This is a genomic window from Ktedonobacterales bacterium (genome assembly GCA_036557285.1).
GTDB lineage: Bacteria > Chloroflexota > Ktedonobacteria > Ktedonobacterales > DATBGS01 > DATBHW01.
Genome location: DATBHW010000005.1, coordinates 180,882 through 207,103, shown reverse-complemented (window position 1 = coordinate 207,103; position 26,222 = coordinate 180,882). Strand labels below are relative to the sequence as shown.

Here is a 26,222-nt window from a genome sequence, read left to right as displayed (position 1 = left end):
TGCAATACTTTTTCTGCTCATAGCGTCTCTTCTATAGAAGACCTTGCAAGTCTACTGAGATGCTGTATGCGAGCAAGGAAGAGGTGAGCCGATGTGGACCTACGTCTTGCGGATGCTGCGTCGGCAGCGTGGGAAAAGCGCGCTGGCGAGCGGGGGCTTTCTGGTGGCCGCCTGCGCGCTGGTCCTGTTGAGCGCGACGACGCAAACAACGGTGGTGCAGGCCAATCAGATTATCAGCCAGAGTTGGCGGCCTACCTATGATCTGGTGGTGCTGCCCGCCAACGTGAAGCTGCCACCTGGGCAGGTGGTGCCCGCCGATTATCTGGAGGGCTATGGCGGCGGCATCAGTATGCAGCAGTACGCGGCCATCAAACGCTTGGCAGGGGTGGAGGTGGCCGCGCCCATTGCCTACATCGGCTATATGTCCTTGCCCACGCCGCGTATCGCCTTCCCAAATCGGGACTTTGCCCTAGGCTTCTATCAGGTGAACTGGACGCTGACCGCTTTCAACGGGCAAAAGCAGCTCGTTGAATACCAGGAAAGCAAGATCTATTATATTCAATCCTGCGGCATTGGCTACAATGTTTTTCCACTTGATCTGGTATTACAACATCCAGAGTTTCAGGCCCAAAGCTATCAGGAGCAGACGTGCCTCCCTCCTAACATTGCAAGGGTATCTCATCCCATTTTAGACCTGAGAACCCCTGATGTCGGGGGTTTTCTCCTGGCAGCGGTTGATCCAACAGCAGAAAGTCAACTGGTGCATCTGAATCAGAGCATTACGAGTGGGCGTATGCTCACTGAGCAGGATACCATCCATAAAGATGAGCGCTATGCTCACCATTACCACGCTTGTAATACCGATGTAACAACCGGGGATTGTAAAGAGATTCCCATCGAAGCGGTACCCATGCTCATTCATCAGAACCTGCCGGGGCAAATTGGCCTCAGCACGCAATTTACCCAGCTCACGTTGGGCAGTCTCCCTCCCGACGATCTGCCAAAGCTGAACGATCCTCGCTTTGTGGCCCAACTTCCCGGCCAGCAGAATATTTTCAGCGGATCGGTCCCGCTGGTGCAGAGCAATCCAGACCGCTTCGCCAACGCCTCCCTGGCCTGGGATGGACACTCCTGGCAGCCGCTTCCGCTCGACTTCAACAAGGAAGGCAACGCTATTGAGAGCTACGATTTGGATTTGTATGGCGCGACAAAGCCAGCGAGTTTGACCTATCAGCCCACAACTGCGCCGGATGGCAGCGCGGGCTATACGCTTGTGCCAACGGGGACTGAGGGGCCAGAAGTCACGTTCCGCCCGCTCACACCCTTAAAGACGCTCAAGAAGCAGCATGTGGATGCGCTCTACACCTTTGAGGAGGACGGCCAGTTTAGCGATCAGAGCATTGCGTCGCAGTTTGCCAATCCGCTCAACTGGCTGCCTGAGAACACGTATACTGCGCCGCCCGTGATGCTGCGCTACGATGCGGCGGGGCATCCAGTCGCGCCGACAATGCTCTTGCCGACGACCAATCACGCGGGCTATCTCTTGCAGCCGCCGCTGGCGCTGACGACCCTGGACGCGGCGCGCCAACTGGTGGGCGACAATCTCATCAGCGCCATACGGGTGCGGGTGGCTGGAGTCAGTCAGGCCAACCAGAATAGTTGGAAGCAGATTCAACGGGTGGCGGGGCTGATTCACCAGCGCACCGGCCTGACTGTCGTGATTACACTTGGCTCATCGCCCAGCCCGACGCTGGTCTATGTGCCTGGGGCGAAAGCGGGGCAGTTTGGGAAGAATCCAGCGATTGCGCTCACCGGCTGGGTTGAGGAACGCTGGATTTCGGTTGGCGCGTCGGTCCTCTACCTGGCGCAGTTGGGCGCAACCCGTCTGCTCCTGCTGCTGGCGGTGCTGGCGGTCTGCCTGGGCAATCTGGTGGTGGCGTTTAGCGCGCTGCTCACCGCTCAGCGCAAGGAGTTTGCGCTGCTCTCGGCGCTGGGCTGGCCGCCCTGGCAGCACGCCCGGCTGTTCTTGATGCAGGCGCTGCTCTTCGCGCTGGGAGGTGGTATCGTGGGGGTAGGAGCGGCCTTGCTGATCACGACGCTGCTGGAGGCCATCCCCATCTGGCTGGTGGTCATCTGGACGCTGCCCGCCATGCTCTCCCTGGCGCTGGTGTGTTCGCTCTATCCGCTCTGGCGCATCTGGCGCATGCAGCCTGCCGAAATCTTGCGGACGGGCGCGGGCGTCACGCCGCCGCGCGCCAGGGGATGGCGGCTGCCGCTGTGGATTTCGCCGATCAACAGCCTGGTGCTGCGCAATCTGACGCGCGCGCGTCCCCGCACGTTGATTACGATAGGGAGCCTGTTCCTGTCGGCGGCGCTGCTGGTCTTGATGGTGAGCAGCATCCTGGCCCTGCGCCAGACGCTGATCGGCACCCTGCTGGGGAACTTTGTGCTGGTGCAGACGGCGGCTCCGCAGATTGCCGGGAGCGTGTTTGCGCTGCTGCTGACGTTTCTGAGCGTGGCGGACCTGCTGCTCTTGCAGGTGCGCGAGCGCCAACAGGAGATCGGGGTGTTGCAGGCGGTGGGCTGGCGTCCGCGTCTGGTGCAAGGGATGTTTGTCAGGGAAGGGCTGCTGCTGGCGCTGGTCGGGGCTGTGCCAGGCGCGCTGGCAGCGGAAGGGATTCTCGCGGCACAGCAGAGCATTCAGAACGCGGTCTTGCCACTGGTCGGGCTAGGCGCGATCATTCTGCTGGCGCTGGTGGCCGGGCTGGCGACGATTCCGGCGCTGCGAGCGGTGAGCCGGATGCCGGTGGCGGAGGTACTGCGTGCTGAATAGCGCGCCAGGAAGGAATCCAACGGTATGAGAGAGCGAGCCATCTCCACTGCCTGGGCCTGGTTTGGGAACGAGGAGGAGCGCAGCGCCTCGGCGGCCAGCGACCAGGAGGCGCGCTTTGCGCTGCTCTATCAGCGCACGTATCCGGCGGTGCTGGGGTTTTTGCGCCTGCTCGTTGGCTCGCCGGAAGTGGCCGAAGACCTGACGGCGCTGGTCTTCGAGAAGGCGCTGGCTCATTTCGAGGAGGTGCGCGCGCCAGAGAGCGCCACCGCCTGGCTTTTTCGCATAGCGCGCCACGCGGCGGCAGATTATTTCCGACGGGCGAAGCCCACCGTCTCGCTGGACCGCCTGCTGCCAGTGGAGCATCCCCAGGCCGAGGCGGTGGAAGAGGGGGCCATTGCCCGCGAGGAAGCGCGAGTGCTGCTGGCGCATCTTGAGCGCCTACCGGGGCGCGAGCGCGAAGTCATTGGGCTAAAGTTTGTGGCGCAACTGACCAATCGGGAGATCGCGCGCGTCCTCCAGATACCGGAAGGGACGGTTAGCTCGACACTGTACCGGGCGCTGCGGCGGCTGCGGACAGCATTTAACGAGAAAGGAGGCGCAGGATGAAGCCGGGAGAAGAGCAGCCGACACCGGCATGGCTTGACGACCTGGACGCCATCATTGCCGGGCAGGACAGCCCTGCTGCCAGTGAGGACGAACTGCTCCAACTGGCGCAGCGGCTGAGCAGCGGGCTGACGCCGCTGCGAACGCTGAATCAGGCCGCAGAACAGCGGCGTGTGCGCCTCCTGGGGCGGTTGCACGCCACGCAGCAGGCGCGAGCCGCCAGGAACCAGCACAGGCGCGTGCGTTTTGCGCTGCTGCTGGCGCTGCTGCTGCTGGTCGTCCTGGCGAGTGGGACGCTGGGCGCGGGGGCGCTGAGGGGTGGGTGGGGCGCGGCCCAGCAGGTCTGGCACGCAGCGACCTCGCTCCAGCAGGTGCAGGGCATTTCTCTTGCCCAGCTTGAGCGCCCGCATCCCGGCTTGCACCCCTTGCCGCTGCTGCCCACCGCGCTGCCAGGGGATACCCAGGGCAGCGCCTATGGGGTGATTACTGACGCGCGTGACCCGAATCTGCTGAAGGTGTTTGTGGCGACCTGGCGCATGGCCGGGCAGGACGTGTCGCTCTATGAGCAGCCAACTGGCTTTCCGCTCACGTCCTCGGCGGCGCAGACCGTGCCAATAGGCGCGCTTCAGGGACAGGTGTTCGTGGATGAGAGCGGCAATCACGCCCTGCAATGGTATCAGGATGGGATGGAGTGTCAACTGACCAGCACACTGCCGGTTGAGCGGCTGGTGGCGCTTGCCAGGGACTTTCAGCCTATCAAGAACTGGGATTTGTTTCGTTAAGGGAGGGAAGGCGTATCGTCTATGGAACACAAGCCAGCTACTGAAACCCCCGACGCGCAGCAGAACGGAGAGCATCTGCCGCTGCTGCGTGTGGACCAATTGAGCAAGAGCTATCCGCTGCCAGCGGGCAGGCTTCAGATTCTTCAGGAGATGGCCTTTGCGGTGCAGCCGGGCGAGTTTGTGGCGATCACCGGGCCATCCGGCTCTGGCAAGACGACGCTGCTCTCGCTGCTGGGGGCGCTGGAAAGGCCGGACAGCGGGGACATCTGGCTGGAGGAGATTGCTGTCCATCGGCTGCGCGGCCCGGCAGCAGCCGATTTCCGGCGCGAGCAGATCGGGTTCGTCTTCCAGTTGTTTTATCTGCTGCCGAATCTGACGGCGTTGGAGAATGTGATGGCGCCGCTGCTGCCCTATCGCCGCAAGCTCAGCTTCAACCTGAAGGATCGCGCGGCAGACCTGCTGGAGCGGGTGGGGCTGGGAGATCGGCTGGGGCATCCGCCTGCGCGGCTCTCTGGCGGCGAGCAGCAGCGGGTGGCGATTGCGCGGGCGCTGATCAATCGGCCAAAGCTGGTGCTGGCCGATGAGCCGACGGGCAACCTGGACCCGGCCACCGGGCTGGAGGTGCTGGAGACGCTGCGCGACTTGCAGCGCACGAGACACCAGACGCTGCTGATGGTGACGCACGACCCGCAGCTTGCAGCCCTGGCAGACCGGCAGATGCACCTGGAACAATCGAGCCAATGAGACAGCCCGCTTTGCCTCGGTCTGAGCCTCATACGTTCCGCAAGCGTGGGATCACTTCTTCGGCAAAGCGATAGAGCGGTTCGTGATCGTAGGCCACGCGCGGAAAAGAAACGAGTACGTAGTTGACGCCGACATCGATCAACGCCTGAATACGCCTGGCGATCTGTTCAGGGTCGCCGATGATCGCGTTTCTGGCAAAGTCGGCAAAGCTGACGCCGGTTGTCCGGCGCGCAGCTTCGGTCGACGTCTCAGGGTTCTGCCCAGGCTTGAGCAAGACCAGATCTTCCAAACTTGTTGAGCGGGTAATTGTCTCGTAATCGCGCCCCAAGGCGCCGCAATGATCACGCAGGACGGCAAACTTATGGCGCAGCATTTCTGGCTCTCCCCCTACGTTGCAGGCATCGGCCCAGCGCGCCACCAACTTGAGAGTCACACGCTCGCCCCCGCCTCCAATCCAAAGCTCTGGATGCGGCTGACGCACCCCTTTGGGTTGGTTGATCGGGCTGCTAATGCTGTACGTCGAGCCAGCGACTACGGGCGTGTCTTCGGTCCACATGCGCACAACGATTTCGCAGGCTTCTGCAAAGGCCCGCATGCGCGTGGGTGTTTCGGGAAAGCCATAGCCATAGGCTTGCCACTCATGCTCATACCAGCCTGCGCCCAGGCCGCAGTAGAGCCGCCCATGACTTAACACATCTACTGTTGAGGCCATCTTAGCCAGCAGAGCGGGATTGCGATAGCCAGCGCATGTGACCATCTGCCCTACATTCACCCGCTTCGTATCTCGCGCCAGGGCTGCGGTGATGGTCCAGCATTCGAAGACCGTTTGCTGCACCGGAACAGGAATCGGATGAAAATGGTCGTAGACCCAGATCGAGTCATACGCCTCAAGGCGATCAACCACCTGGGCTACACGGGTCATTGCCTCGTACTGTTCCACTGGATCGGTAATTTCAGCCAGGTCCATACGCCACCCCTGCGGCACAAAGACGCCAAATTGGATCATTAAAAGTCCTCCTGAAAGCGGGCATGCTGTGTTGTGATGTGGCGCTCACAGTGTATCAACCCCGATAGCTGCTGGCAAGGGGGTCCAGGTCAGCAGAATATTGCCAGCCGCTCCCAATGAGGCGCTCTCTGATCCGCACATCCTGAATGTATCGTTTACTACAGAAGTAGGCAGGGTTCTGGTGTTAGTCTCTCCAAGAGAAGGGGAGTGAACCTGGCGCTGCTCCCCTTCGTGGAAGGAGTAACAACCGACCCAGGCGGCGCTGCCTGGTCTGGTGTAGATATAGTGAAAATATTGTGAATATGCATATCATGGATACCATCAATATGAGGAAAACTGCTCGTGGACGGGCCAATTATCGGACTTGCCTGCTGTCTCTCCTCCTTCTGGCGACTATCCTGGCTACCTGTATAGGCCCTCAGCCTGACTCTGGCCCCTCTTCCGCCGCGAAGATTACCCCTGGTCCCTTGCATACGATGAAAAGCAAACTGGTGGATGCCTCCGGTCACGAGGTCCATCTCACCGGCATCAACTGGTTTGGGATGGAGACAGGGTTCTTTGCCCCAGGAGGGCTGGCTGTTCGCAATTGGCAAAATATACTGAATGAGATCGTTCAGGCTGGTTTCAATACGATCCGCTTCCCCTTCAGCAGCCAATTTCTCGACGATCCCGAGAGTCTGCCCAGGGATATTAATTATGAGAAGAATCCTGATCTGCAGGGCTTGCGTGGACTTGGCCTGCTTGATCGTCTGGTTGAGGGGGCGCGGCTGCGTGGCCTCAAGGTCATTCTTGACCGCCATCGGCCAACTGCCGACGATCAAACCGCTCTCTGGTACACCGATCAGGTACCGGAGTCGCGCTGGATTGCCGATTGGGTCATGCTCGCCAAACACTATCGCGGCAATGATACGGTGATAGGCGCTGACTTACACGGCGAGCCACATGGTCCGGCTACCTGGGGCAACGGCGACCCCTACACCGACTGGCGGCTGGCCGCAGAACGAGCGGGCAATGCCATCCTGAAAGCCAACCCGGACTGGCTGATTATTGTGGAAGGGATTGAGCAATACAAAGGAGGACTGTACTGGTGGGGCGGCAACCTGCAAGGGGCCGGGAAATATCCGGTTCGATTGTCGCGGCCAGACAAGCTGGTCTATTCGGCGCATGACTACGGGCCGGATGTGTACCCGCAGGCGTGGTTTCACGCCGCAAACTTTCCGCAGAACCTCGCCTCTATCTGGCAGCAGCATTGGGCCTATCTCCAACTAAGCGGACAGACTCCGGTATTGATGGGCGAGTTTGGGGCCAGTTCTGTGAGCGAGACAGAGGGAACCTGGCTGCGGAGCCTTATGGCTTTTCTCAAAGCGCATGGCTTCAGTTATACCTATTGGGCGTGGAATCCAGACTCAGCAGATACGGGAGGACTTCTTTTGCAAGATTGGACAACGCTCGATCAGCAGAAACTGAGTATTCTGGAAACCTATCAGACGCCACTTCTGGACGTTCCCCGGATCAGGCCCAAGCCTCCTCAGCCGTCGCCAACGCCGACAAGCTGATCTGTTAAGAGGATGGCCCCTGGCAACGGCTCTCTGTATCTCACCTTTGCACGCAACTTGCAGCAGTACGGGCAGTTTTGTCCTTCTTCACCAAGGATGCTTCACCCGTTCTAAACAACTCTATGCACCAATCGCGCAGGTATCGAGCCAGGCGGCGCAGCGCAGCCAGGAGCAATTCAGGGATAGGGCGTCTCTTCCGTTCAGAGGAAAAACAGGAGCGTAAACGCCCTTTTCAATCTTATCCAGTCGAATATCAGCCGGATGAAACGCTCTATAAGGGCGATGATTCGCTTGCTTTCGGCGCACAACAAGCAGCGGATAGCCAGGAAGAGGCTGCGCTTGAATCGGAGCGGTTTGTCGGCTCTGGTGTTGAGGCGCTTGCGGAGGGAATCTGCGTTCTGGATGAAAGAGGCGTGATTGTAGCTGTCAACGAAGCCTGGCGTGATTTTGGCGAGGCAAATCCCCTCGCGCCGCTCAATGCTGGTGAGGGAGCAAACTACCTGGCAGTGTGCGAGCAGGCCACCGGCACAGAGGCTCAAGACGCGCAGGCGTTTGCGGCTGGCATCCGCGCGGTGATGAGCGGCGCCCACGATGGTTTCTCAATGGAATATCGCTGGGATACGACCAGGAAACAACGATGGTTTGTTGGCCGGGTGACGCGCTTTGCTGGTAATGGCTCATTGCGCCTGGTCGTGGCGCACGAAGAAATTACCGAACGCAAAGAGCTAGAGCAAGCCTTGCGCGAGGCTATTGCGGTGAACGAACAGGTGAAGCAGACGGCTGTGGTTGATGAGCGGCATCGCTTAGCCCGCGATCTGCATGACGCGGTAACGCAGACCATCTTTTCAGCGAAGCTGCTTGCTGAAGCTCTGCCCCGTATCTGGGAACGCCGCCCGGAAGAGGGACAGCGTTCTCTGGAGGAACTCCATCGCTTGATACAGGGTGCGCTGGCCGAGATGCGTACCCTGCTGATGGAACTGCGCCCGGCAGCAATAACTGAGAAAAAATTAGGAGAACTCCTGAAGCAGTTAACCGAGACTGTTGCCAGCCAGGCTCAGGTGTCGATCACGTTTTCGGTTGAGAATGACCGGATTTTACCGGCGGAGGCGCAAATTGTCCTCTACCGCATTGCGCAAGAAGCCCTCAATAATATCATTAAACACGCGAAAGCAAGCCATCTCGCGGTGAAGCTGGAATGCCAGTCAGGGGATGTGAGTGTTCGTGTGAGCGATAACGGATGCGGCTTTGATCCCGACGCCATTCGGCCAGATCAGATGGGGGTGAATATTATGCGCGAGCGCGCGCTGAGTATTGGGGCCAGGTTCGAACTCATCAGTCAGCCGGGGCAGGGTACTGAGATTCTGGTCATCTGGTCCGAGTTCGCAGGGAGCTAATCTTGTTGAGTCGCCTGGCCGCCTGGAATGCGGCGCTATAGATGCTAGCCGCAAACATCCAAGCAGCCTGGGTTTTATAAAGCCAGCTCCCCCACGTTGGAATCAATATGGATAATCCCAGGTCGCCGGGGGGCGGGTTCAGGAGCCGCGCTGAGCTTCACAAGAATGGCTGTGATGTCATCCAGGCCACCATGTTCCTTCGCCAACGCTACAAGCTTGCTGCTTGCCTGGCGCGTGTCGGGAGACTGGCGCAGCACCCGCTCCATATCGGGGTCACGCACCAACTCCCAGAGGCCATCAGAGCAGAACAGCAGTTGATCTCCATGAGCCGCTGGCAGATGCACGGTATCAATTTCCACTTGCGGCCCTTGCCCCAGGCATCGGTAGATTCGGTTCTTTCGGGGATGCGTATAGACCTCATCGCGCTGGATAAATCCTGCCACGACCAGGCTCTCAACAATCGAGTGGTCAACGGTAACGCGCCGAAGAGGCGCCTGCCTGGTCAGGAGATACGCCCGGTTCTTGCCGACATTGCAGATAGCAGCTTTCTGGTCACTGACCAGCGCGGCGGTAACTGTACAGCCGAACGGGTGGAGATGGCGCTGGTTGTGTTGATACAATATGGTGTTCGCGCTCTGGATGGATGCTGCCAGCAGCAGCGGCAAGTCTTCGTCGGGAAGCTCTTGCTGAGTCAGCACTGGAACGAATCGCTGAACGATGGCGCTAATGGTTGCGCCGCTGGCCTCACGACCTGTGGCATAGCCGCTGACACCATCAGCGACCACAAAGAGGCCAAAAGGGTGAAGCTGACCAGCCTCGCTTCTTGCGCCGGTGATGGTCAGAAAGCTATCCTCGTTTTCCTGTGTAGTCTGAATGCGCCCACCTTCTGTGAGTGCGCTGACCTCCATGCCTGACGAGCGCAGGGGCTGCGCATCGGTGGGCAGTGTATCCTGACGCCGATGGGTTGTATAAGCGTTTGACCAGGTGGGCTGAGGGGTCTTGGGAGCAGGCTGCCGCGTAGAGAGCTTATCAGGCTGCGACCAGGCAGGCAGCAATACCGGGAGTGCGTCTGCTCTCGCCGGGAAGGGAGACCACATTTCTCTCTGATCGCTGGCGCTCTGGCTTCTGGCGCCGGAGACGCTTTTTCTCGCCTGCCCCCGCGCCTGCCACCAATGGAAGAAAGGTGAAACGACCAGTGGTAGAACGAGCAAGAGACACAGCGCCACCCACACAGCCAGTACGAGGAGCGCCATACTCAATGGATTCAGCAGGGAGAGGTCAACGAGCATAGTCCTCATGGATGGGTCTCCTTGAGCGCGATGTTATTACGCTTTCCTCCAGGTCCACAGCACATTGATGATAAAGTTCCACCCTGTAGCGAGCAGGATGCCCAGCAGATTCGCCAGCAGGTATGGGCTATGCAGGCCAGTCACCAGCGCCCATAGTGTTGCTGTGGTTATGACCAGACCGCCCAATGAAATGAGGTTGAACTTAAGGAAACGCCGCCAAGAGAGCCAGCGTTTTCCAAACGTCCAGAGATCATTCCAGACAAAGTTATGGGCAATCGAGAGTTCGACTGCCAGCATGGAAGCGATGACAAGGGGCAGGGACAAGAGTTGGTGCAACAGCACCAGCGCGCCACTATTTACCAGCACGCCAGCCCCGCCGACCACCAGAAATTTGCTCAGCCTGGGGAACCAGCGAAAGCCAGCGGGGAAATGCTGCCTGGCGGGAGTGAGATTGGTCAGCAGGCGGCGTGCTGCTCGTGCCCTGCCTCGAAAGCGATCAGGATGCGTTCCATGATTGGCTCCGTGATTGGTCGTACTTGCAGGCGTCCTCCTGTCTCCGCTGCCGTCTTCGGGGAGATCCGTTGCTTGAGGATTGATATGCCTCATGAGGATGCTCCTGTTTCTGGCAGGTCCACGTTTTTTGTCTATCCTGCACATAAGACTACCTGCAAATGGGCGAGAGTACTGTAGCCATTCCTACATGGTGTGGTGGATCAGGAGCAGCCGCGCTATCCACTCAACTGTGGAGTGTGGCTGAGCGGCAGTAGTGTGGTGGATGCTACAGACCTGTTCTTCTCATCGGCGGTACTTGTTTTATCAAGAGCGTATACATTGCTTGTAGCTGTGAACAGGCGAGTTTCTCACAGGGGAAAGGAGTACTCACATGCTACCGCCAGAAAGCCCCCGGCTCACTCATATCTGCATTGTGGATGAAGATGAGCAGTTTCGCGCCCTGTTTCGCCAGATCCTTCAGGAGCAGGGTTATGAGGTGCTGGAAGCCTCGGATGGGCGTACCGCGCTGAGGTTGATGTGGACAAGCCCCTATCGGCTCGTCGTGATATTCGCGCAAACCTTTCCAGAGAGGGACGGCCTGACGGTTCTCAGTGCTGTTCTGGCTGATCCTCCTCTGGCGAGATACCATGCTTATCTGCTGCTCAGCGTCGCGCCCTGTCTATCTCCGTCACTAGAGGCGCTTGTCTCTACCCTGAAAGTGCCAATAATCACGCACCCGCAGGATCTCAGAAGTGTATTGAAACGAATTAGCCGATTGGCGCACCGGCTTGAGGCAAAACGGAATCATTCCAGGCGTCACCTTTCCGCAGAGATCAAAGATAATATGCTGGTCTCTGAACACTGCTGATAGAGCAGAGACATTGCCTGATTCGGCAGTGGACACTGATAGGAAGATAACCTCGCTAGTTTGGCCTGATCGAGCGTTTCCCAGTCGTCCTGAAGCAACCCGCCTGTGTCTCCTGAATCGGGGTTCCAGGCCCAATAGGTATAACTGAAGCCGTACAGCTTCATGAAGGCCACCAACTGGCTCAGCCAGATGCCCTCTTTCCCCTGCTCGACTGAGCGGCCCCCAAACTCTCCTACCAGCACCGGAGCCTGCCCGCTCAGTTGGAGGTAGGCCCAGTGCCGCTGCCAGAGACGGGCCAGATTCTGCGGAAAGTCCTCTGCCCAAAACCAGGATTGAGGATAAACCTCTGGCCCATAGTCATGCGCGGAATACACGAGCTTATCTGGTCGGAGCAGGCGCACAGGAAACTGGGCGGCGCCCTTCAGATTTCCGCCCCACCAGTAGTAGTCTCCCCGGTACTGCTCGATGCCCTGGACGATAATCAGCCAGTCCGGGTTGACTTTCAGGATGGCATTGCCCGCTCGTTCTGCGGCCAGCCGCCAGTCGGTGTAGGGGTCGCCGCTGCCCCAGGTGGCAGCGCCACGCGGCTCGTTGTTGAGGTCAGCGCCTATCACCGTGTCATTGCCACGATAGTGTCTGGCGAGCATGACCCAATCGGCAATCCAGCGTGACTCCGGTACTGTATAGGTGTACCAGAGGTCTGCTTGCGCATCAGCGGAGGGTCGGTGCCTGTCGAGGATGATCTTCAAGCCGCGCTGGCGCGCCCCTTCTATCAGGCGATCCATCAGGCTCAAACCATACAAGCCTCTCAAATCAGGGTTTTTCTGGTAATTGATACCCTGGGGCAGACTGGTGGGGTCAAACAACTGGTCGCTGAAAGGCAGGCGGATGGTGTTGAAGCCCGCCTGGACCATCTGGTTGAGCATATCCTGCCAGTTACGCACCTCCAGCCCGCCGGGGGCAAAGGCTCCTGTCTCCATTCCCGACCAGTTGACCCCGGTCAATTGCACTTCCTGGCAGGCTGCATTCACCAGATAGCCGTGTACTGCCCGCAAGAACCCTCCTTCATTTTCTGGCGTACAGAGTGGCCGCTGCAAACACTGGGGAAGAATGACCACCACGATGAGAACCGTCAGGAGAAAGAGCATCGTCATCCGCAGGCTGAAAAAATGGGAACCTCCCACAGCCCTGCGCCCATCTTGTGCCGGGCTGCCTGTTGTTTGACAATGAGGTATGCGCTTCCCCGGAACGGCTGGCATGGCCTATCTCCCCTGGAAGAGGTGAATTGGGCCGCTGCTCGTCTGGATGGTCAGTTTTGCCAGCGGCGGGGCGCCAACGCTGCCGCTGGCAAAACTGCTGCTGGCCGCGCCGCCCCTATTCTGGTGGTGGATAGCAATGCCTGGAAAATTGGTCTCTATGGCCCCGCTGGTCGTTCTGGCATCCACATGAAAGGCTGCGCCACGTGGCAACGTGAGGCCAACTGCGCCGTTGCCGCCCGCAAAGAGGTAGCTCCCCTTGGGGTCGAGCGATCCGTGAAAGTTAATCGTTCCGCTGGCAGCCTGGACTGTTGAGTGTCCTCGCAGATGGGCATCGCTGGTGGTAATCGTCCCGTTCTGAGTGCTGAGGGTCATCTGGCCGTTGACGTGATTGGCGTTGAGCGAGCCGCTCGCGCTCTTGAGCGCCAGAGCGCCATTGAGGTGAGTGGCCCAGATAGACCCATTGGTATTACTTAAGGCGATCTGACCGCTGAGGCCATCGGCCTCCAGGGTGCCACCGTTTGCCAGGCTGGCGTGAACGCCGGTCTGGCTGGGGACGCTTACATCGAAATCCACCCAGGTATCCTCAAACAGATCACTTTGTATATCGCTTGTGATGGTGATCTTGTCGCCGCTCTGTTTGTAGTGAATCTGAATGGCGTCAGGAAAGCCGTTTTTCTTCTCTTTAATGGTAACCTGCCCATCTGTACCCCTGGTGATATGGACATTGCCAATGGAATGGGCAAATACCAGTTCCGGCTGGCTGTTGATAGGGAAACTCATGGTGTCTGGCGCTATCCGCTGCGGCCCGACAGGAGAACCTGATGGCCTGGCAACGAAGAACACTAAGAGACCCAGCAGAAGCAGCCCTGCTACTATCCAGCGCCAGCGGCGCCGCCATATGTTTCGCAGTGGTAGCAACTGCTGGGAAAACCCACTCTGCCCCTGTGGTCGTCTGGGCGCGTCGTTTTTTGGGTCGTGAACTGGTGGCTCCTGATGGTTCATCACTGACGAAGCTATCACGAGATGGAGGGCGTGTCTGGAGTGTGAACTACACAAAAGCCTCAATCGCTGCTCAGGCGTATACGGAAGGTCTCGATGCCGTAGGGGCGCACATTCAGGCGTAATTCGCGCCCGTCGAACTCCGCCGGACCAATGTGCTCCTCTAGCAAATTGGTTTCCTCTGCGGAGATGATGTCGCGCGCAAAGGTGAGTATGGCTGGGCCGCGCGTATTGTGGGCATCGTAGAGGCGCACGATCACGCCATCGCCATTCTCCGCAGGCTTCACTGTCTCAATTACCAGCCCTGGCCGGTCGGTGGTAACAAATGAAGCGGCTGGCGGCGCCATCTTCGCTGCTGCCACCCGCTGCTGCTCAGGCACAAGACGGGCGGAGGCGGGCATATTGAAGAGATAGGCGTGGCGCACCGTCTCGCCTGTTCGCCAGTCTCCCTGGTGGGGTAAGAGCGCGTAGGAGAACTCGTGTGTTCCCCTATCTGCTTCAGGATCAGGCCAGGCGGCGCTCTTGAGCAGCGTCAGGCGCAGCGTGTTCCCTTTCACGTCATAGCCATACTTGCAATCGTTGAGGAGAGAGACACCATAGTCGCCCTCAGAGAGATCAGCCCATTTATGGGCGTAGTTCTCGAAGCGCGCCCAGTCCCAGCTTGTATTCCAGTGGGTGGGGCGTTCGACATTGCCCCACTGCACGTCAAAAGTTGCGCGTGGGCTGTTGATAGTTACGGGAAAAGCCACTTTGAGCAGGGTTTGCCGCTCGTGCCAATCAATGTGTGTCGGAAAGTCAATCCTGGGGACTTCGGCGTGAAGAAGGATAGGCTGCGTGATGACGCTTTCACCGTAGCGCCGGACGATCTCTACGCCGCCGCGCAATGGTCCGGTTTCGACAACCTGCCAGGAGGTTACGTCGTCTATGGGGTAGGGTTTGTCGTTGTAGTAGATGCTGATGTCCCAGGCGTCGAAATCAAGAGGGCGATCCTCGAAAGCGAGGAGTCTATTACCGACTTCGCCCGGCGCTATTACCTCTCGATTTGCTCGTTTGTCATAGAGGGAGGCGATCTGCCCACGTTCATCCAGGCGCAGCAGGAAGAAGCGGTTCTCCAGGGCTTCCCGTGAAATGTACATATCACTGTGAGCATCTACTTCTCGCGTTGCAGGCTTTCCGAGGCTGAGCGTTCGATAGCCAAGCGGAGGCGCAGAGGCGCTCACAAGCACATGTCGCTCTGTCTCATCCCGTTTGATCTCCTGCATCAACAGGGGATTTGCCCCCTCATCGAGCAGTGGGGGGAGCGGTTCGCTGCCGGTAATTACCAACTCGCAGGGGTCTTCGCGTGGAAACGGGGCGGGATTCATAACGAGGAGCGTTTGACGCGCTGGAGAAGCGGCGGCCAGGGTATCAATCGCTTCGTCGCGCAGGCGTTCTCCCAGGGCAAATATTTTCTCATAGTCAGCACGCGCGTCGGTATACACCTGAGAGATCGAAGAGCCAGGCAGAATATCATGAAATTGATTGAAGAGGAGCGACTCCCACCCCTGGTTGAGTTCGGACTGGCGAGTCTTCGGCTGCGAAGGGCGCCCCAGGAGATCAGCCATTGCCAACCAGAGTTCGGCCTCACGGTAGAGCAGTTCGGCGCGACGGTTGGCTCGCTTGATCCAGCCCTGACTGGTATATGTGCCGCGATGAAGCTCCAGATAGAGTTCGCCAACCCAGGTTGGGAGGTTGGGATCACCCCAAACACGTTCTTCCAGACGGCGGAAGAACGCTTCGGCTGAACTTTGCTCGACCTGGGGGAAACCAGGCAGGTTCGCTGTGCGCGAAGCGGTTTCTTGCATGGCGGCAGTGGGACCACCGCCGCCGTCTCCATGACCGAAGAGATAGAGCAGTTCATGATTGATAGCTTTGTGGCGATAGGCTTTCCAACTGCCAGCGACATCGAAGGGGGTAAACTTCGCGTTATAGGTATACATGGAGGGCCTGGCTCCCGGCCAGGGGTCCAGGGCAAGATCAATTGGCGCTGTGACCATGTGCGTAAGCACCTCTGTACCATCAAGGCCACGCCAGCGGAAGGTATCATAGGGCAGGCGATTGTATTCGTTCCACGAAAGTTTCGTTGTCATGAAATAGTCCACGCCACAGCCCTTCATGATCTGGGGTAAAGCCGCGCAGTAGCCAAAGGCGTCGGGCAGCCAGAGCAGGCGGGGATCGACGCCCAACTCTTCGCGGAAAAAGCGCTTGCCCAGGAGAAACTGGCGTATCAGGGCTTCGCCACCGCTCAAGTTGCAATCCATCTCTACCCATGTCGCTCCGGTTGGCTCCCAGCGTCCCTCCCTGATGCGCGCTTTGATCTGCTGAAAGAGTCCAGGCTCGTCTTGCTGCACCATTCGATAAAGGGCGGGCTGGCTGGCGACAAAGTGATAGGCCGGGTATTGCTCCATCAGCCGGAGGACAGTGCTGAAGGTGCGCGCGCCTTTGCGGCGGGTCTGGGCTACAGGCCAGAGCCAGGCAAGGTCAATGTGAGCATGCCCAACCGCTACGATACGCGGGCGCTCTGTCGCCGGACTGTACTGGTAGGCTTCTTGTTGCAGTATCTCGCGGGCGCGGGGTAACGAGCGTAAGTAGTCATCTGATCGGGGGTGTCGCAGGTCCAGAACGTTGTAGGCATGCTCAAGTGCTTGCACCAAACGCGCTCGCTCTACGGACTCAGGCGGCATGGTCAGCAGCGCCCCATGCAGGACGCGCATATCATGATAGAGCGCCTCGGCCTCTGGGTCGAGGTGTACAAGCTCCAACGCTTGCAAGGTTTGTGGCCCCTGCGCAAGCGAACTAAACGCCTCCAGCGCGAGTACGTGGCTTTCGCCTGGATGCAGGCGATCTAGCAAAATCTCGCGGTGATAAAAGTCAATGCCTTGTGCTGGGATGCCATCGAGATAGGCCAGGGCTTCCGGTCCGGTGATGTGTTCGTAGCTTCCCAGGGCGATATGAGCGACGGCTTTCTGGCCTGCCCAGGCGTCCGGCAGTTGCAAGGGAATACGGAACCAGCACGTCTGCCCCGCGCCGCCCCAGCGATCTCCGACGGTGATCTGATCCCAATGGGCATCGTCGTAGTAGGGCTGGTAAGCTTCGCTCTGTGGGGCAGAAGCGATGCGGGCCGGACCCAAAGGAAGCCGCTCGCGCCGCGCTGCCGCAAGCAGGGCTGGAAGGCGCGCCGCGATCATTTCGGCAGTAAATTTCATTATATCCCTCCCTCATATCAAATCCTGCTGAACGCAGCCTGCATGGCTGCACCTCTGTGCTGGCGAGCGGTTCGCTGCCAGGACGGAGGCGCTACAAGCAATAACGATTCAACAGGATTGATATTATACGCTCACGCGGTCACGAAGAGGGTCGGCCATGCCTGGCTTTCGTATTGCGCAGCGATAAAGTCTGCATACCAGCGGCCACTTGCCTTCACAATCCGGCGCTGGGTCGGATAATCTACATAGATCATACCAAAGCGTTTGCTATAGCCCTCGCCCCACTCAAAGTTGTCGAGCAAGGACCAGAGAAAATACCCACGCAGCGGCACACCCTGTGCCAGCGCCCGCCCAAGCGCCTGAATGTGGTCACGGACATAAGCGAGACGCTGTGTATCATCAATTTTTCTGCCGCCGTCCCAGCGATCATGGAACGCGGCCCCATTCTCAGTGACCACAATCGCGCGCGGCGCGTAATCGCGTTTCAGCCGGACCAGCAAATCAGTCAGCCCGGCAGGGTAGATTTCCCAGCCAGCACCCATTTGTGTGTAGCTGGCTCCTGGCGCCTGAGAGACTTCCTCGAAGCCCAGTGAAGCGCCGGGTTCGTCTGAATCCGGTTCTTTGGGCGCGCGTACTAGCTTACGTGAATAGTAATTCACGCCGAGAAAGTCAATGGGCGTCTGAATGATCGCAAAATCATCCGGTTCAATGGATGGCGGGGGAACCGCCAGGTTGGCAAAGAAGGATTCGGGATACCTGCCAAAGAACAGGGGGTCGAGAAACCAGCGATTCACAAAGGCATCCGCTCGTTCGCAGGCTCGCGCTGTTTCTGGGGCGTTATCCTCTGGATAGATAGGGCCAAGGTTGAGAGTGATGCCTGCTTGCGCTGACGGGCGCGTATGCGCTCGAAGGCGTGGCAGCGCCAGCCCATGCGCGAGCAAGAGGTGATGACCTGCAACTGCCGCCGCGTGTAAATCGCGCAGCCCCGGCGCATGGATGCCGATCCCATAGCCCAGGAAGGCGGCGCACCAGGGTTCGTTGTGCGTCAGCCACCAGTCAATCCGATCACCTAGTCGCCGGGCGACAATTTCGGCATAGTCGGCAAAGGCGAACGCAGTCTCGCGGTTGAGCCAGCCTCCCTGCTGCTCCAGCGCCAGGGGCAAATCCCAATGGTAGAGAGTTGCCATAGGGGTGATGCCTCGCGCCAGCAGCGCATCAACCAGGCGATCATAAAAGTCCAGGCCACACCGGTTGATGGCCCCGGTCCCTTCAGGAAGCACGCGCGGCCAGGCAATGGAGAAACGATAGGCTCCCAGGCCGAGTTCAGCCATCAAGGCCACGTCGTCGTGCATACGGTGATAGTGATCAGCGGCCATCTCGCCTGTATGCCCCTGATAAGTCGCGCCGGGGGTGGCTGCAAAGCGATCCCAGATCGAAGGCCCGCGCCCATCTTCGTGGGCTGCGCCTTCGATCTGATAGGCGGATGTCGCGGCGCCCCAGAGAAAATTTGCCGGAAAAGACTGGGGCCTCTGTGCGGCGTGCTTGCTTGAAGGGACAGGTATCGGTTTGTTGGTCTTACTCATGAATCATCCTCTGATGAATATGTCTCTGGTGATGTGTTGACATGAACGTCCTCATCGTTTCCCCCATAGAGAAAACAGTGCGTCCAGTGGCCGCCCCCAAGATCGGTGCGCGGCGGAACCTGTTCACGGCAGATGGGCATGGCGAATGGGCAGCGCGGGTGAAAGCGGCACCCCTTCGGAGGATTAATAAGGCTGGGAGGGTCGCCGCGCGTCGCCAGTAACGGCGAATCTGCCGCGCGCGCTGCTTCACCCTGCTCAGGGTCGGGCGCGGAAAGAAGCAGAAGTTGTGTATAGGGGTGCTTTGGCTGCTGGATGACCTGCTCACTTGGCCCGCCTTCAATCATCTGACCGGCATACATCACCAGCGTTTCATCGGCAAAGTAGCGGGCGCTGGCAATATCATGTGTGATATACAGCAGGGCCAGCCGGTCTTCTGCTTTCAGCCGCAGCAAAAGGTTCAGGATGTCCAGCCGGATTGATACATCGAGCATGGAAACCGGCTCGTCGGCCAGCAGAACCTCTGGCTGCGCTGCCAACGCGCGAGCAATCGCTACTCGCTGGCGCTGACCGCCGCTCAACTGGTGGGGAAACTTATTGATAAACTGCTCGGCAGGCACAAGGTTGACTCGTTCCAGCAGGGTTTTGACCTGCTGCTCTTCTTCAGCAGCCGAGCGGGCATGTCTATACAAGCGCAGAGGACGATTCAGATGATACCTGATGGTGTGCATGGGATTGAGCGAAGAGAACGGGTCTTGAAAGATCAGTTGCACATGGCGGCGATAGGCCCTGACCTTTCTCCCTCTTATTCGTCCAACGGAAGCGCCACGAAAGCGGATGCTGCCACTCGTTGGCGGATAGAGCTGCGCCAGTAAACGGGCTACGGTGGTTTTGCCGCTCCCGCTTTCTCCTACCACAGCGAGCGAATGGCCGGGGCGCAATGAGAGCGAAACATCTTCCACTGCTTTCACTCCGCGCCTGGGACCAAAGAGCCTCAGCCGACGCAGCGGAAACTCTTTGCGTATATGAACGGCCTCTAATACTGGCAGGTTCTCTTCAACCGAACAGGTTGAAGACTCGACTGTACTATGTGATCCTCCCCTGTGAGCAGGGGGATTAGTAGAGGGGCGAAGAATGCTCATGAGTGGGTTCCTTTTGTAGCTCGGGGTCAGATGGTGTACCATTTGAGGGGGAAAACTCGCTGGGGAGGCCAGGCGGCTGCATACTGGCGTTGTAAAGGTGGCAGGCAACCTGCTGGGTTGGCTCGTCAGGGCAGGGAGTTAAGAGTCCAGGGATGGCTGTATGGCACGCCTCAAACGCGAACGAGCAGCGGGGATGAAAGGCGCAACCTGATGGCGCGGCTCTCAGATCGGGCGGAGAGCCAGGAATGCCAGTCATACTTTGTCGGGGACCACGCAATTTTGGAAAAGAGTGCAGGAGTCCATAGGTGTAGGGATGACGCGGCTGGCGATTGAGTTGGCGTTGTGTGGCCGTTTCCACGAGACGGCCAGCGTACATGATCGCTAGCTGATCGCTCATCTCCAGCAGCAGCGAAAGATCATGGGTGATGAAGATTACGGAAAAGCCCAACCGCTCGCGCAAGCCTTTGATTTCGGCGAGAATCTCGCGCTGTACCACTACATCTAGCGCGGTGGTGGGTTCATCCATGATGATAATGTCGGGGTTCAGCGCCAGCGCAATTGCAATGATCGCCCGCTGGCGCATGCCACCGCTCAATTCGTGTGGATAGCTGTGGAGTCGATCCGGGGCAATGCCGACCAATCGAAGCAATTCCAGCGCGCGCTCCTGCTGCGCTTTGCGCGACATACCAGGCTCGTGCGCCCGCAGCACATCGGTAATCTGTGTGCTGATGTCGAGTACCGGGTTGAGCGCATTCATCGCGCTTTGGAAGACGATGGAGAGCCTGCGCCAGCGAAAGGCGCGAAGTCCCGCTGGCGTGAGGTGAAGCACGTTGATTGGCGCTAAAAGCGATTCGTTGTTCTGGCTCTCTGTGCCAGGTCGTGGGTAGAACCAGACCTCTCCTTGCGTCACCACAGCGGGAGGGCGCAGCAGGCGCGCAATCGCATAGGCCAGCGTTGATTTCCCGCTGCCGCTCTCGCCTGCCAGGCCAAAGATTTGCCCACGACGCAGTGTGAAACTCACATCATCAACGGCGTGAACTGCTCCCGACGCGCTTGCATAATCAACACTCAGGCGCTTCACTTCCAGCACCGGATCAGTCATCATCTCTTTCACCTTTCCCTAAAGGGGAGTGATACAGAAATACAGGCGTTGTTTTAACCACGCGAGGCATCGCGCAAACGCGGATTGGTGAGTTCATCAATTCCGAAGTTCGTAAAGGCCAGCCCCGCACCCAAAAGCGCGATACACAGCCCTGGCGGCACGATCCACCACCACGCGCCCAACAGCAGCGCCTGGTTGTTTGTTGCCCAGAAGAGCATATTGCCCCAACTGGTGACGGTAACATCGCTCAAACCCAGGAACTCCAGCCCAACTTCAGAAAAGATCGCGTAGATGATCGTGAAGATCAGACTTGACGCGACAATCGCCAGCTCATTTGGCAGAATCTCAGCGAAAATGATGCGGAACGTACTTTCGCCGCTGGCGCGCGCGGCCTCGACAAACTCGCGCTGACGTAGAGAAAGTGTCTGCGCCCGCAGCACCCGCGCGCCCCAGGCCCAGCCTGTGAGGCTGATGACAATAGCTACCGGCAAAGGTCCGCGCACAGGAACATACCCTGCCAGTACAATGGTCAGCGGCAGTGCCGGGATTACCAGGAAGATATTGATGAGCAGCGAGATACACTCGTCAATCACGCCGCCAAAGTAGCCGGCGGTGAGGCCGATGACAACGGAGAGCAGCGTTGCCAGCGCCCCAACCGAGAAACCCACCAGCAAGGTCATACGGGTTCCATTGATGACTTGGGCAAAAACATCCTGTCCGGTCTGTGTGGTACCCATCCAGTGCGCTGCTGATGGAGCGGATAATACGTCCGCGCTGAACGCTTGTGGATCCTGGTGAATCAATAAAGGCCCAAAGATCGCCAGCAAGATGAAGAAGCTAAGGATGCTCAGGCCAATGCGAATCTTTACCGGGCGAAAGATCGCTAGATTTATGCGGCGCTTCTTCAGGAGCTTGCCGGTCAACTCTGCCCCTTTACCAGGCTGCTCCTGCGGCGCGCTAGTGTTTTGCTGCTCTTGAAGCAAAGATTGAGCGTCGTCTTGCCTTACGGCCATCTCTCACTCACCTTTCTTGCCGAACGCGCGGATCGAGAACCACGTAACACACGTCAGCCAGGAAGTTAGCGCCAAGTACGGCAATAGCAATCATCAGGAAAATCCCCTGCATCAGCGGAAAATCATCAGACTGCACTGCCTGGAGCAAGATGTAGCCTAACCCTGGATACGAAAAGACAATCTCCGTCAGGAGCGCCCCGCCAACCACAAAGCCAAGCGACAGTGCGAAGCCGGTAATATTGGGTAAGATCGCGTTGCGAGCGGCGTAGGTGATCATGACACGCCGCTCAGAAAGCCCTTTGGCCTGCGCCATCAAGACATAATCCTCTGAGAGTGTTGTCAGCATGGCGTTGCGCATTCCAAGCATCCAACCAGCCATAGAACTGATGACGATGGTTGCGGCGGGCAGAGTCCCGTGATAGATCGCGCTCAGGAAGAACGGGCCACTGAAGGCTGGTTCAAGTTCCAGGCTGTATGCGCCCGTCAGCGGGAACCACTTCAGGATAAAGCCGAGGAGATAGAGAACAATCAGCGCGAGCCAGAAATAGGGAATGGCGGAGAAAAAGGTGAGCAGAGGCGAAAGTACGGTATCGAACCATGATCCTCGTCGCCAGGCCGCTACTGTCCCCATGAGTGTGCCGATGAAAAAGCTCAATATGGCGGAAATGCCTACCAGCATCAGTGTCCATTTCAAGCCAAGCCCGATTACTTCAGCGACAGAGGAGGGAAAATAGGCGATGGAAGTACCCAGGTTGCCATGAACCAGATTGCCCAGATACTCGATGTACTGCGACCACAAGCTGGCGTTGGTATTCAATCCAAACTGAAGGCGCAGCGCCTGGACAGCACGCGGGTCAACTTGCCCCTGAAGCCGCGCTACCAGTAACAGAACCGGATCGCCTGGCATCAGTCGCGGAATGAGAAAGTTCAACGTCAGCGCAGCCCAGAGAGCCGCGAGATAAAAGATGAACCGACGCAGGAGGTAATGCATAGACGGTCCCTTCAAGGGCAGCAGCAGGGTGCTGTGAAGACCGCTTGGTGGCCCCTCAAGCTCCTTGCTGCTGCCTTTGGATAGAGGCTGCTACCGCTGATGGATAGTAAGTGCTACGAGTTCGGCGTCCGGGGCGCTGTACGGCGCAGGCATCGCGTAAGGATTGTCCTGATCCGGCCAGCCTACAAAACGAGTCGTGTTGTATTCGTACCAGGTTGGGCCATACATCAGCGGGATACTCGGCAGCTGATCAACCATGATTTTCTGGAGCCCAGCTATCGCTTCCTGCTGGGCCGCCTCATCTGTGGAACTGTCGTATTTGTTCAGCAGTTCATCTGTCGCGTGGTCATTCCACCGCGCCCAGTTGGAGGTTGCCTTTTGCCCAATAGCCGCCGTATTCTTACTGTTCAGCATGGAGTTGTACAGGAAGTACGGTGTCGGTCCTGGGCTGGTCCAGGAAATGGCGGTGTCGAAGTCGCCCTGGGCGAGCGCGCTGATGTAGTCGTTAAAGGTTGCGACGTTGACGCTGGCGTCAATCCCGATGGCCTTGAAGTTGCTCGCCATAATCTGAGAAGCTGTCAGCCAATCGGTCCAGCCAGCAACCACATCAATCTTGAAGGCGAGGCGCTTGCCGCTGTGATCAACGTAAATACCATCAGCGCCCTTCTTGAAGCCCGCGCGCTCCAACAGCGAGGTTGCTTTGGCGGCATCCATGCTGAATGAGAGGCTGGAGTACTTCGGGTCCAGGTATTTCTGGTTGCTGGGCAAGACCAGCCCGGTTGGGCTTGCTATAGGATCGTAGCCATTTTCAGCCACCTTGGAGATTTTCTCGCGGTCAATGACTGCGCTGAGGGCTTGCCGGACCATAAGATTATCGAACGGAGCCTTGGCCGTGTTGAGATACAGCATCACTACATCACTTGAGGGGAACCAGTAGTGATTGTGTTCCGGGTCACGAGAAACAAAGGTTTTTTCGACATCGGGGGTAAAAAGCCCTGTCCAGTCTACCGCGCCTTGTGATAGGAGCAGGTCGGCGCTGGTGTTTGAGTTATACGCCGGATAGCGCAGTTCATTCACGTAGGGCTTTCCGGCCTGCCAGTAATGTGTATTCTTGCCGAGGACGTAGAGCTGCGGATTAAAGGACTTCAGCAAAAACGGCCCTGTGCCAATCGGATTGGGGTTCGTCTCTGTCGCCGGATCGCTGATCTTCGCCCAGATATGCTGGGGAACAATAAATGTCTGCCCGCCGAGATACCAGAGCATGGTCACTGCTGGCTGCTTGAACGCCACTGTGACTGTGCTTGGGTCAGGATTGCTGACGTTCTGGATCGTGCTCCACAGCGAGTTCCCATCAAGCGCGGGGAAGCGCTGCATCAGCTTCAACGTGAAGATCACATCATCACTGGTAAATGGCTGCCCATCCGACCACCTGACGCCCTGGCGCAGATGGAAAGTGACACTGGTGGCGTCCTTCGACCAGCTATAGCTTGAGGCAAGCCAGGGGGTGGAATTGCCATTGAGCCGGTTGAATAAGAGCAGAGTTTCATAGATCATCCCCTGCGTGCCGGTGCGGGAACTGTTGGCAAGGAACGGATTAAAGTTCTTTGTGAACACGCCATTGGGAGCGGGGACGATGGTTACTGAGCCACCATATTTGCTCCCGCTCCCGCTGCTCTCGCCACAGCCAGATAGAATCATGCTGAGGGCAACGAGCAACAGCAGGGCTGGAGCCATCACCCGGCGATGCCAGGGTTTCATAGATATACCTCCTCACAAGGGGCGAAACAAACTATTGAATAGACTGATGAAAACCACAGAGATGCCAGGTGTTGAGAGCTGTAGAAGCTTTCCACCTCATCTTGTGTAACATCGAACGATTGGGATGACGCCTAAGATGATTTCTCACTACGAAGCCTTGGGCCGTTGATAGTTCGGCTGGTGCGCTGCTGCTTACACGCCAGCGATTGAAGCTAGCTGCTGAGCGCCGCATGATTGCCGAATGATAAGGGATGTTTTCAACTGAATGTGCAGAGGCGCGTTGTACCCTGGAAAGGGCAGAGGCGGCTCTAGTGAGAGGAGCGTTTTACGTCGCTCTTCGCCTCCATTGTGAGGCAGGTCTATCAACCACAATAAAAGTTCGGCAGCGCGCTGCCCCATTTCCTGAAAAGGTTGGCGCACTGTTGTCAGTGGTGGATGTTTGTACTGCGAGGGGGGCGTGTCATCAAAACCGACGACAGCTATATCTTCGGGAACACGCAGCCCATGCGCCCCCGCAAACTCTAGAACTCCCCAGGCCATGTGATCGTTGGCGGCAAAGATCGCCGAAGGCCGCTCGGCCAGTGTGAGCAATGTGCTCGCGCAGGCGTGTCCGCTGGCAACCTGAAAATCCCCTTGCAGGACGAAGGCCGGATCGAGCGCCAGGCCAGCTTCGACCATCGCCTGCTGGTAGCCCTGATAGCGTTCCTGAGAGCATTGATACTGAAGCGGCCCTCGGATGTGAGCAATCCGCCGATGGCCCAGGCCAATCAAGTGACGGACGGCAGCAGCGGCGCCCATACGGTTATCAACACCGACCCAGGGAGTGTTTGCAGGCACGTGCTGGTCATCAATCAGGACAACCGGAAAATTTCCTTCGGCCCACTGGGTCAGGCGCTCTACAAATGATCCAGGCTCTACAGCGAGCAGGCCAGCCGTCAACTTGGTATCCAGAATACGGTCAAGAACCGCCTTGCGATTCTCTTGCTGAGAGATGCTGTAGAGCAGGAGTTCGTAGGCGCTCCGTTCGACGACCTCCGCAACACCCTGCACCACTTCGGGAATGAAGTGCCAGGTCAAAGCGGGTACCAGAACGCCAATCATACCCCGGCGGCCCCCAGCCAGCCCGGAGGCAGTAATACTGGGAACAAAAGCGTACTCATCCATGATGCGCATGACGCGCTGCCGCGTGAGCGCGTCTACATCAGGCTTATGGTTCAATACGCGAGATACAGTCGCCTTGGAAACGCCAGCTAACCGGGCAATGTCTTGTATCGTCAGCCTTTCTGACATAGTAGCCTCTCTTCCCTGCCCAAAGGGGGTGTGTCCATTTGGGAAAACTCCGCTCCCTTTCGGAACCGTTCCCGAAACCGCTACCGGAACTGGCTCTGGAGAGTGTACGTAGAAATGTATCTTTTGTCAACTGGATATATCAAGGGAATATGATGAGTATTCCTTTTAGTTTTCTGGCGAAAACATCCTATGGCTTTTGCTATAGAGGAGATGGCAGGAATAGCAGGAATGGCTGGGTCCGCAGCAATGTAGTTGCTGCTACAGAAACTTGTTTTG

Annotated in this window: 20 protein-coding genes; 7 read left to right on the top strand and 13 right to left on the bottom strand. The window is 58.2% G+C overall.

All coding sequences use genetic code 11. The features are described from left to right. Positions 1-91: 91 nt before the first annotated feature. The 4 genes from VH599_02515 to VH599_02500 are packed head-to-tail and all read left to right on the top strand — an operon-like array spanning position 92 to position 4,962. Positions 92-2,833, top strand: coding sequence for an FtsX-like permease family protein (locus VH599_02515; protein ID HEY7347165.1), 2,742 nt, complete (start codon positions 92-94; stop codon positions 2,831-2,833). 24 nt (positions 2,834-2,857) lie between these two features. Beyond that, the gene (locus VH599_02510; GenBank protein HEY7347164.1) at positions 2,858-3,439 is read left to right on the top strand and encodes a sigma-70 family RNA polymerase sigma factor; all 582 of its coding nucleotides are present in this window, start codon (positions 2,858-2,860) and stop codon (positions 3,437-3,439) included. Further along, complete coding sequence (locus tag VH599_02505; protein ID HEY7347163.1) at positions 3,436-4,218, top strand: hypothetical protein; 783 nt, start codon at positions 3,436-3,438, stop codon at positions 4,216-4,218. Before VH599_02510 ends, VH599_02505 begins: the two co-directional genes overlap by 4 nt. Before the next feature lie 21 nt (positions 4,219-4,239). Next, positions 4,240-4,962, top strand: coding sequence for an ABC transporter ATP-binding protein (locus VH599_02500; protein HEY7347162.1), 723 nt, complete (start codon positions 4,240-4,242; stop codon positions 4,960-4,962). 28 nt (positions 4,963-4,990) lie between these two features. On the opposite strand, the gene VH599_02495 is transcribed toward VH599_02500, so the two are convergent. Then, complete coding sequence (locus VH599_02495) at positions 4,991-5,968, bottom strand: LLM class F420-dependent oxidoreductase (protein ID HEY7347161.1); 978 nt, start codon at positions 5,966-5,968, stop codon at positions 4,991-4,993. Between the two features lie 326 nt (positions 5,969-6,294). Here VH599_02495 and VH599_02490 point away from each other — a divergent pair, with 326 nt between their 5' ends. Continuing rightward, the gene (locus VH599_02490) at positions 6,295-7,524 is read left to right on the top strand and encodes a glycoside hydrolase family 5 protein (protein HEY7347160.1); all 1,230 of its coding nucleotides are present in this window, start codon (positions 6,295-6,297) and stop codon (positions 7,522-7,524) included. Positions 7,525-7,646: 122 nt separating this feature from the next. Beyond that, positions 7,647-8,918 (top strand): PAS domain-containing sensor histidine kinase, encoded by a 1,272-nt coding sequence (locus VH599_02485; protein HEY7347159.1) that lies wholly within the window; start codon positions 7,647-7,649, stop codon positions 8,916-8,918. A 74-nt stretch (positions 8,919-8,992) separates the two neighbouring features. Here the strand turns inward: VH599_02485 and VH599_02480 are convergent, their stop codons facing one another. Beyond that, complete coding sequence (locus VH599_02480; GenBank protein ID HEY7347158.1) at positions 8,993-10,216, bottom strand: protein phosphatase 2C domain-containing protein; 1,224 nt, start codon at positions 10,214-10,216, stop codon at positions 8,993-8,995. Positions 10,217-10,243: 27 nt separating this feature from the next. Further along, positions 10,244-10,813: a GtrA family protein gene (locus tag VH599_02475; protein ID HEY7347157.1), complete on the bottom strand. Its 570-nt coding sequence runs from the start codon at positions 10,811-10,813 to the stop codon at positions 10,244-10,246. Positions 10,814-11,090: 277 nt separating this feature from the next. Between VH599_02475 and VH599_02470 the strand changes: the two genes are divergently transcribed. Beyond that, the gene (locus VH599_02470) at positions 11,091-11,567 is read left to right on the top strand and encodes a response regulator (GenBank protein HEY7347156.1); all 477 of its coding nucleotides are present in this window, start codon (positions 11,091-11,093) and stop codon (positions 11,565-11,567) included. Here the strand turns inward: VH599_02470 and VH599_02465 are convergent. The 10 genes from VH599_02465 to VH599_02420 form a co-directional block, all read right to left on the bottom strand. After that, positions 11,516-12,751 carry a glycoside hydrolase family 5 protein gene (locus VH599_02465; protein HEY7347155.1) on the bottom strand — a complete coding sequence of 412 codons (1,236 nt, stop codon included), beginning with the start codon at positions 12,749-12,751 and terminating at the stop codon, positions 11,516-11,518. The genes VH599_02470 and VH599_02465 overlap by 52 nt on opposite strands. Before the next feature lie 78 nt (positions 12,752-12,829). Further along, a complete protein-coding gene (locus tag VH599_02460; protein ID HEY7347154.1) occupies positions 12,830-13,606 on the bottom strand; it encodes a DUF4097 family beta strand repeat-containing protein in 777 nt (258 codons plus the stop codon). A gap of 281 nt (positions 13,607-13,887) precedes the next feature. Beyond that, positions 13,888-17,070, bottom strand: a complete 3,183-nt coding sequence (locus VH599_02455) for an alpha-mannosidase (GenBank protein ID HEY7347153.1) — start codon at positions 17,068-17,070, stop codon at positions 13,888-13,890. A 131-nt stretch (positions 17,071-17,201) separates the two neighbouring features. After that, positions 17,202-18,653, bottom strand: a complete 1,452-nt coding sequence (locus VH599_02450) for a GH1 family beta-glucosidase (protein HEY7347152.1) — start codon at positions 18,651-18,653, stop codon at positions 17,202-17,204. Then, complete coding sequence (locus VH599_02445) at positions 18,650-19,792, bottom strand: ABC transporter ATP-binding protein (protein HEY7347151.1); 1,143 nt, start codon at positions 19,790-19,792, stop codon at positions 18,650-18,652. The genes VH599_02450 and VH599_02445 overlap by 4 nt, the downstream gene beginning before the upstream one ends. Beyond that, complete coding sequence (locus VH599_02440) at positions 19,767-20,897, bottom strand: ABC transporter ATP-binding protein (protein HEY7347150.1); 1,131 nt, start codon at positions 20,895-20,897, stop codon at positions 19,767-19,769. Before VH599_02440 ends, VH599_02445 begins: the two co-directional genes overlap by 26 nt. A gap of 50 nt (positions 20,898-20,947) precedes the next feature. Further along, positions 20,948-21,907 carry an ABC transporter permease gene (locus VH599_02435; protein HEY7347149.1) on the bottom strand — a complete coding sequence of 320 codons (960 nt, stop codon included), beginning with the start codon at positions 21,905-21,907 and terminating at the stop codon, positions 20,948-20,950. 7 nt (positions 21,908-21,914) lie between these two features. Further along, positions 21,915-22,898, bottom strand: a complete 984-nt coding sequence (locus VH599_02430) for an ABC transporter permease (protein ID HEY7347148.1) — start codon at positions 22,896-22,898, stop codon at positions 21,915-21,917. Between the two features lie 90 nt (positions 22,899-22,988). Continuing rightward, the gene (locus tag VH599_02425; GenBank protein HEY7347147.1) at positions 22,989-24,656 is read right to left on the bottom strand and encodes an ABC transporter substrate-binding protein; all 1,668 of its coding nucleotides are present in this window, start codon (positions 24,654-24,656) and stop codon (positions 22,989-22,991) included. 192 nt (positions 24,657-24,848) lie between these two features. After that, positions 24,849-25,946 carry a LacI family DNA-binding transcriptional regulator gene (locus VH599_02420; protein ID HEY7347146.1) on the bottom strand — a complete coding sequence of 366 codons (1,098 nt, stop codon included), beginning with the start codon at positions 25,944-25,946 and terminating at the stop codon, positions 24,849-24,851. Positions 25,947-26,222: the final 276 nt, after the last annotated feature.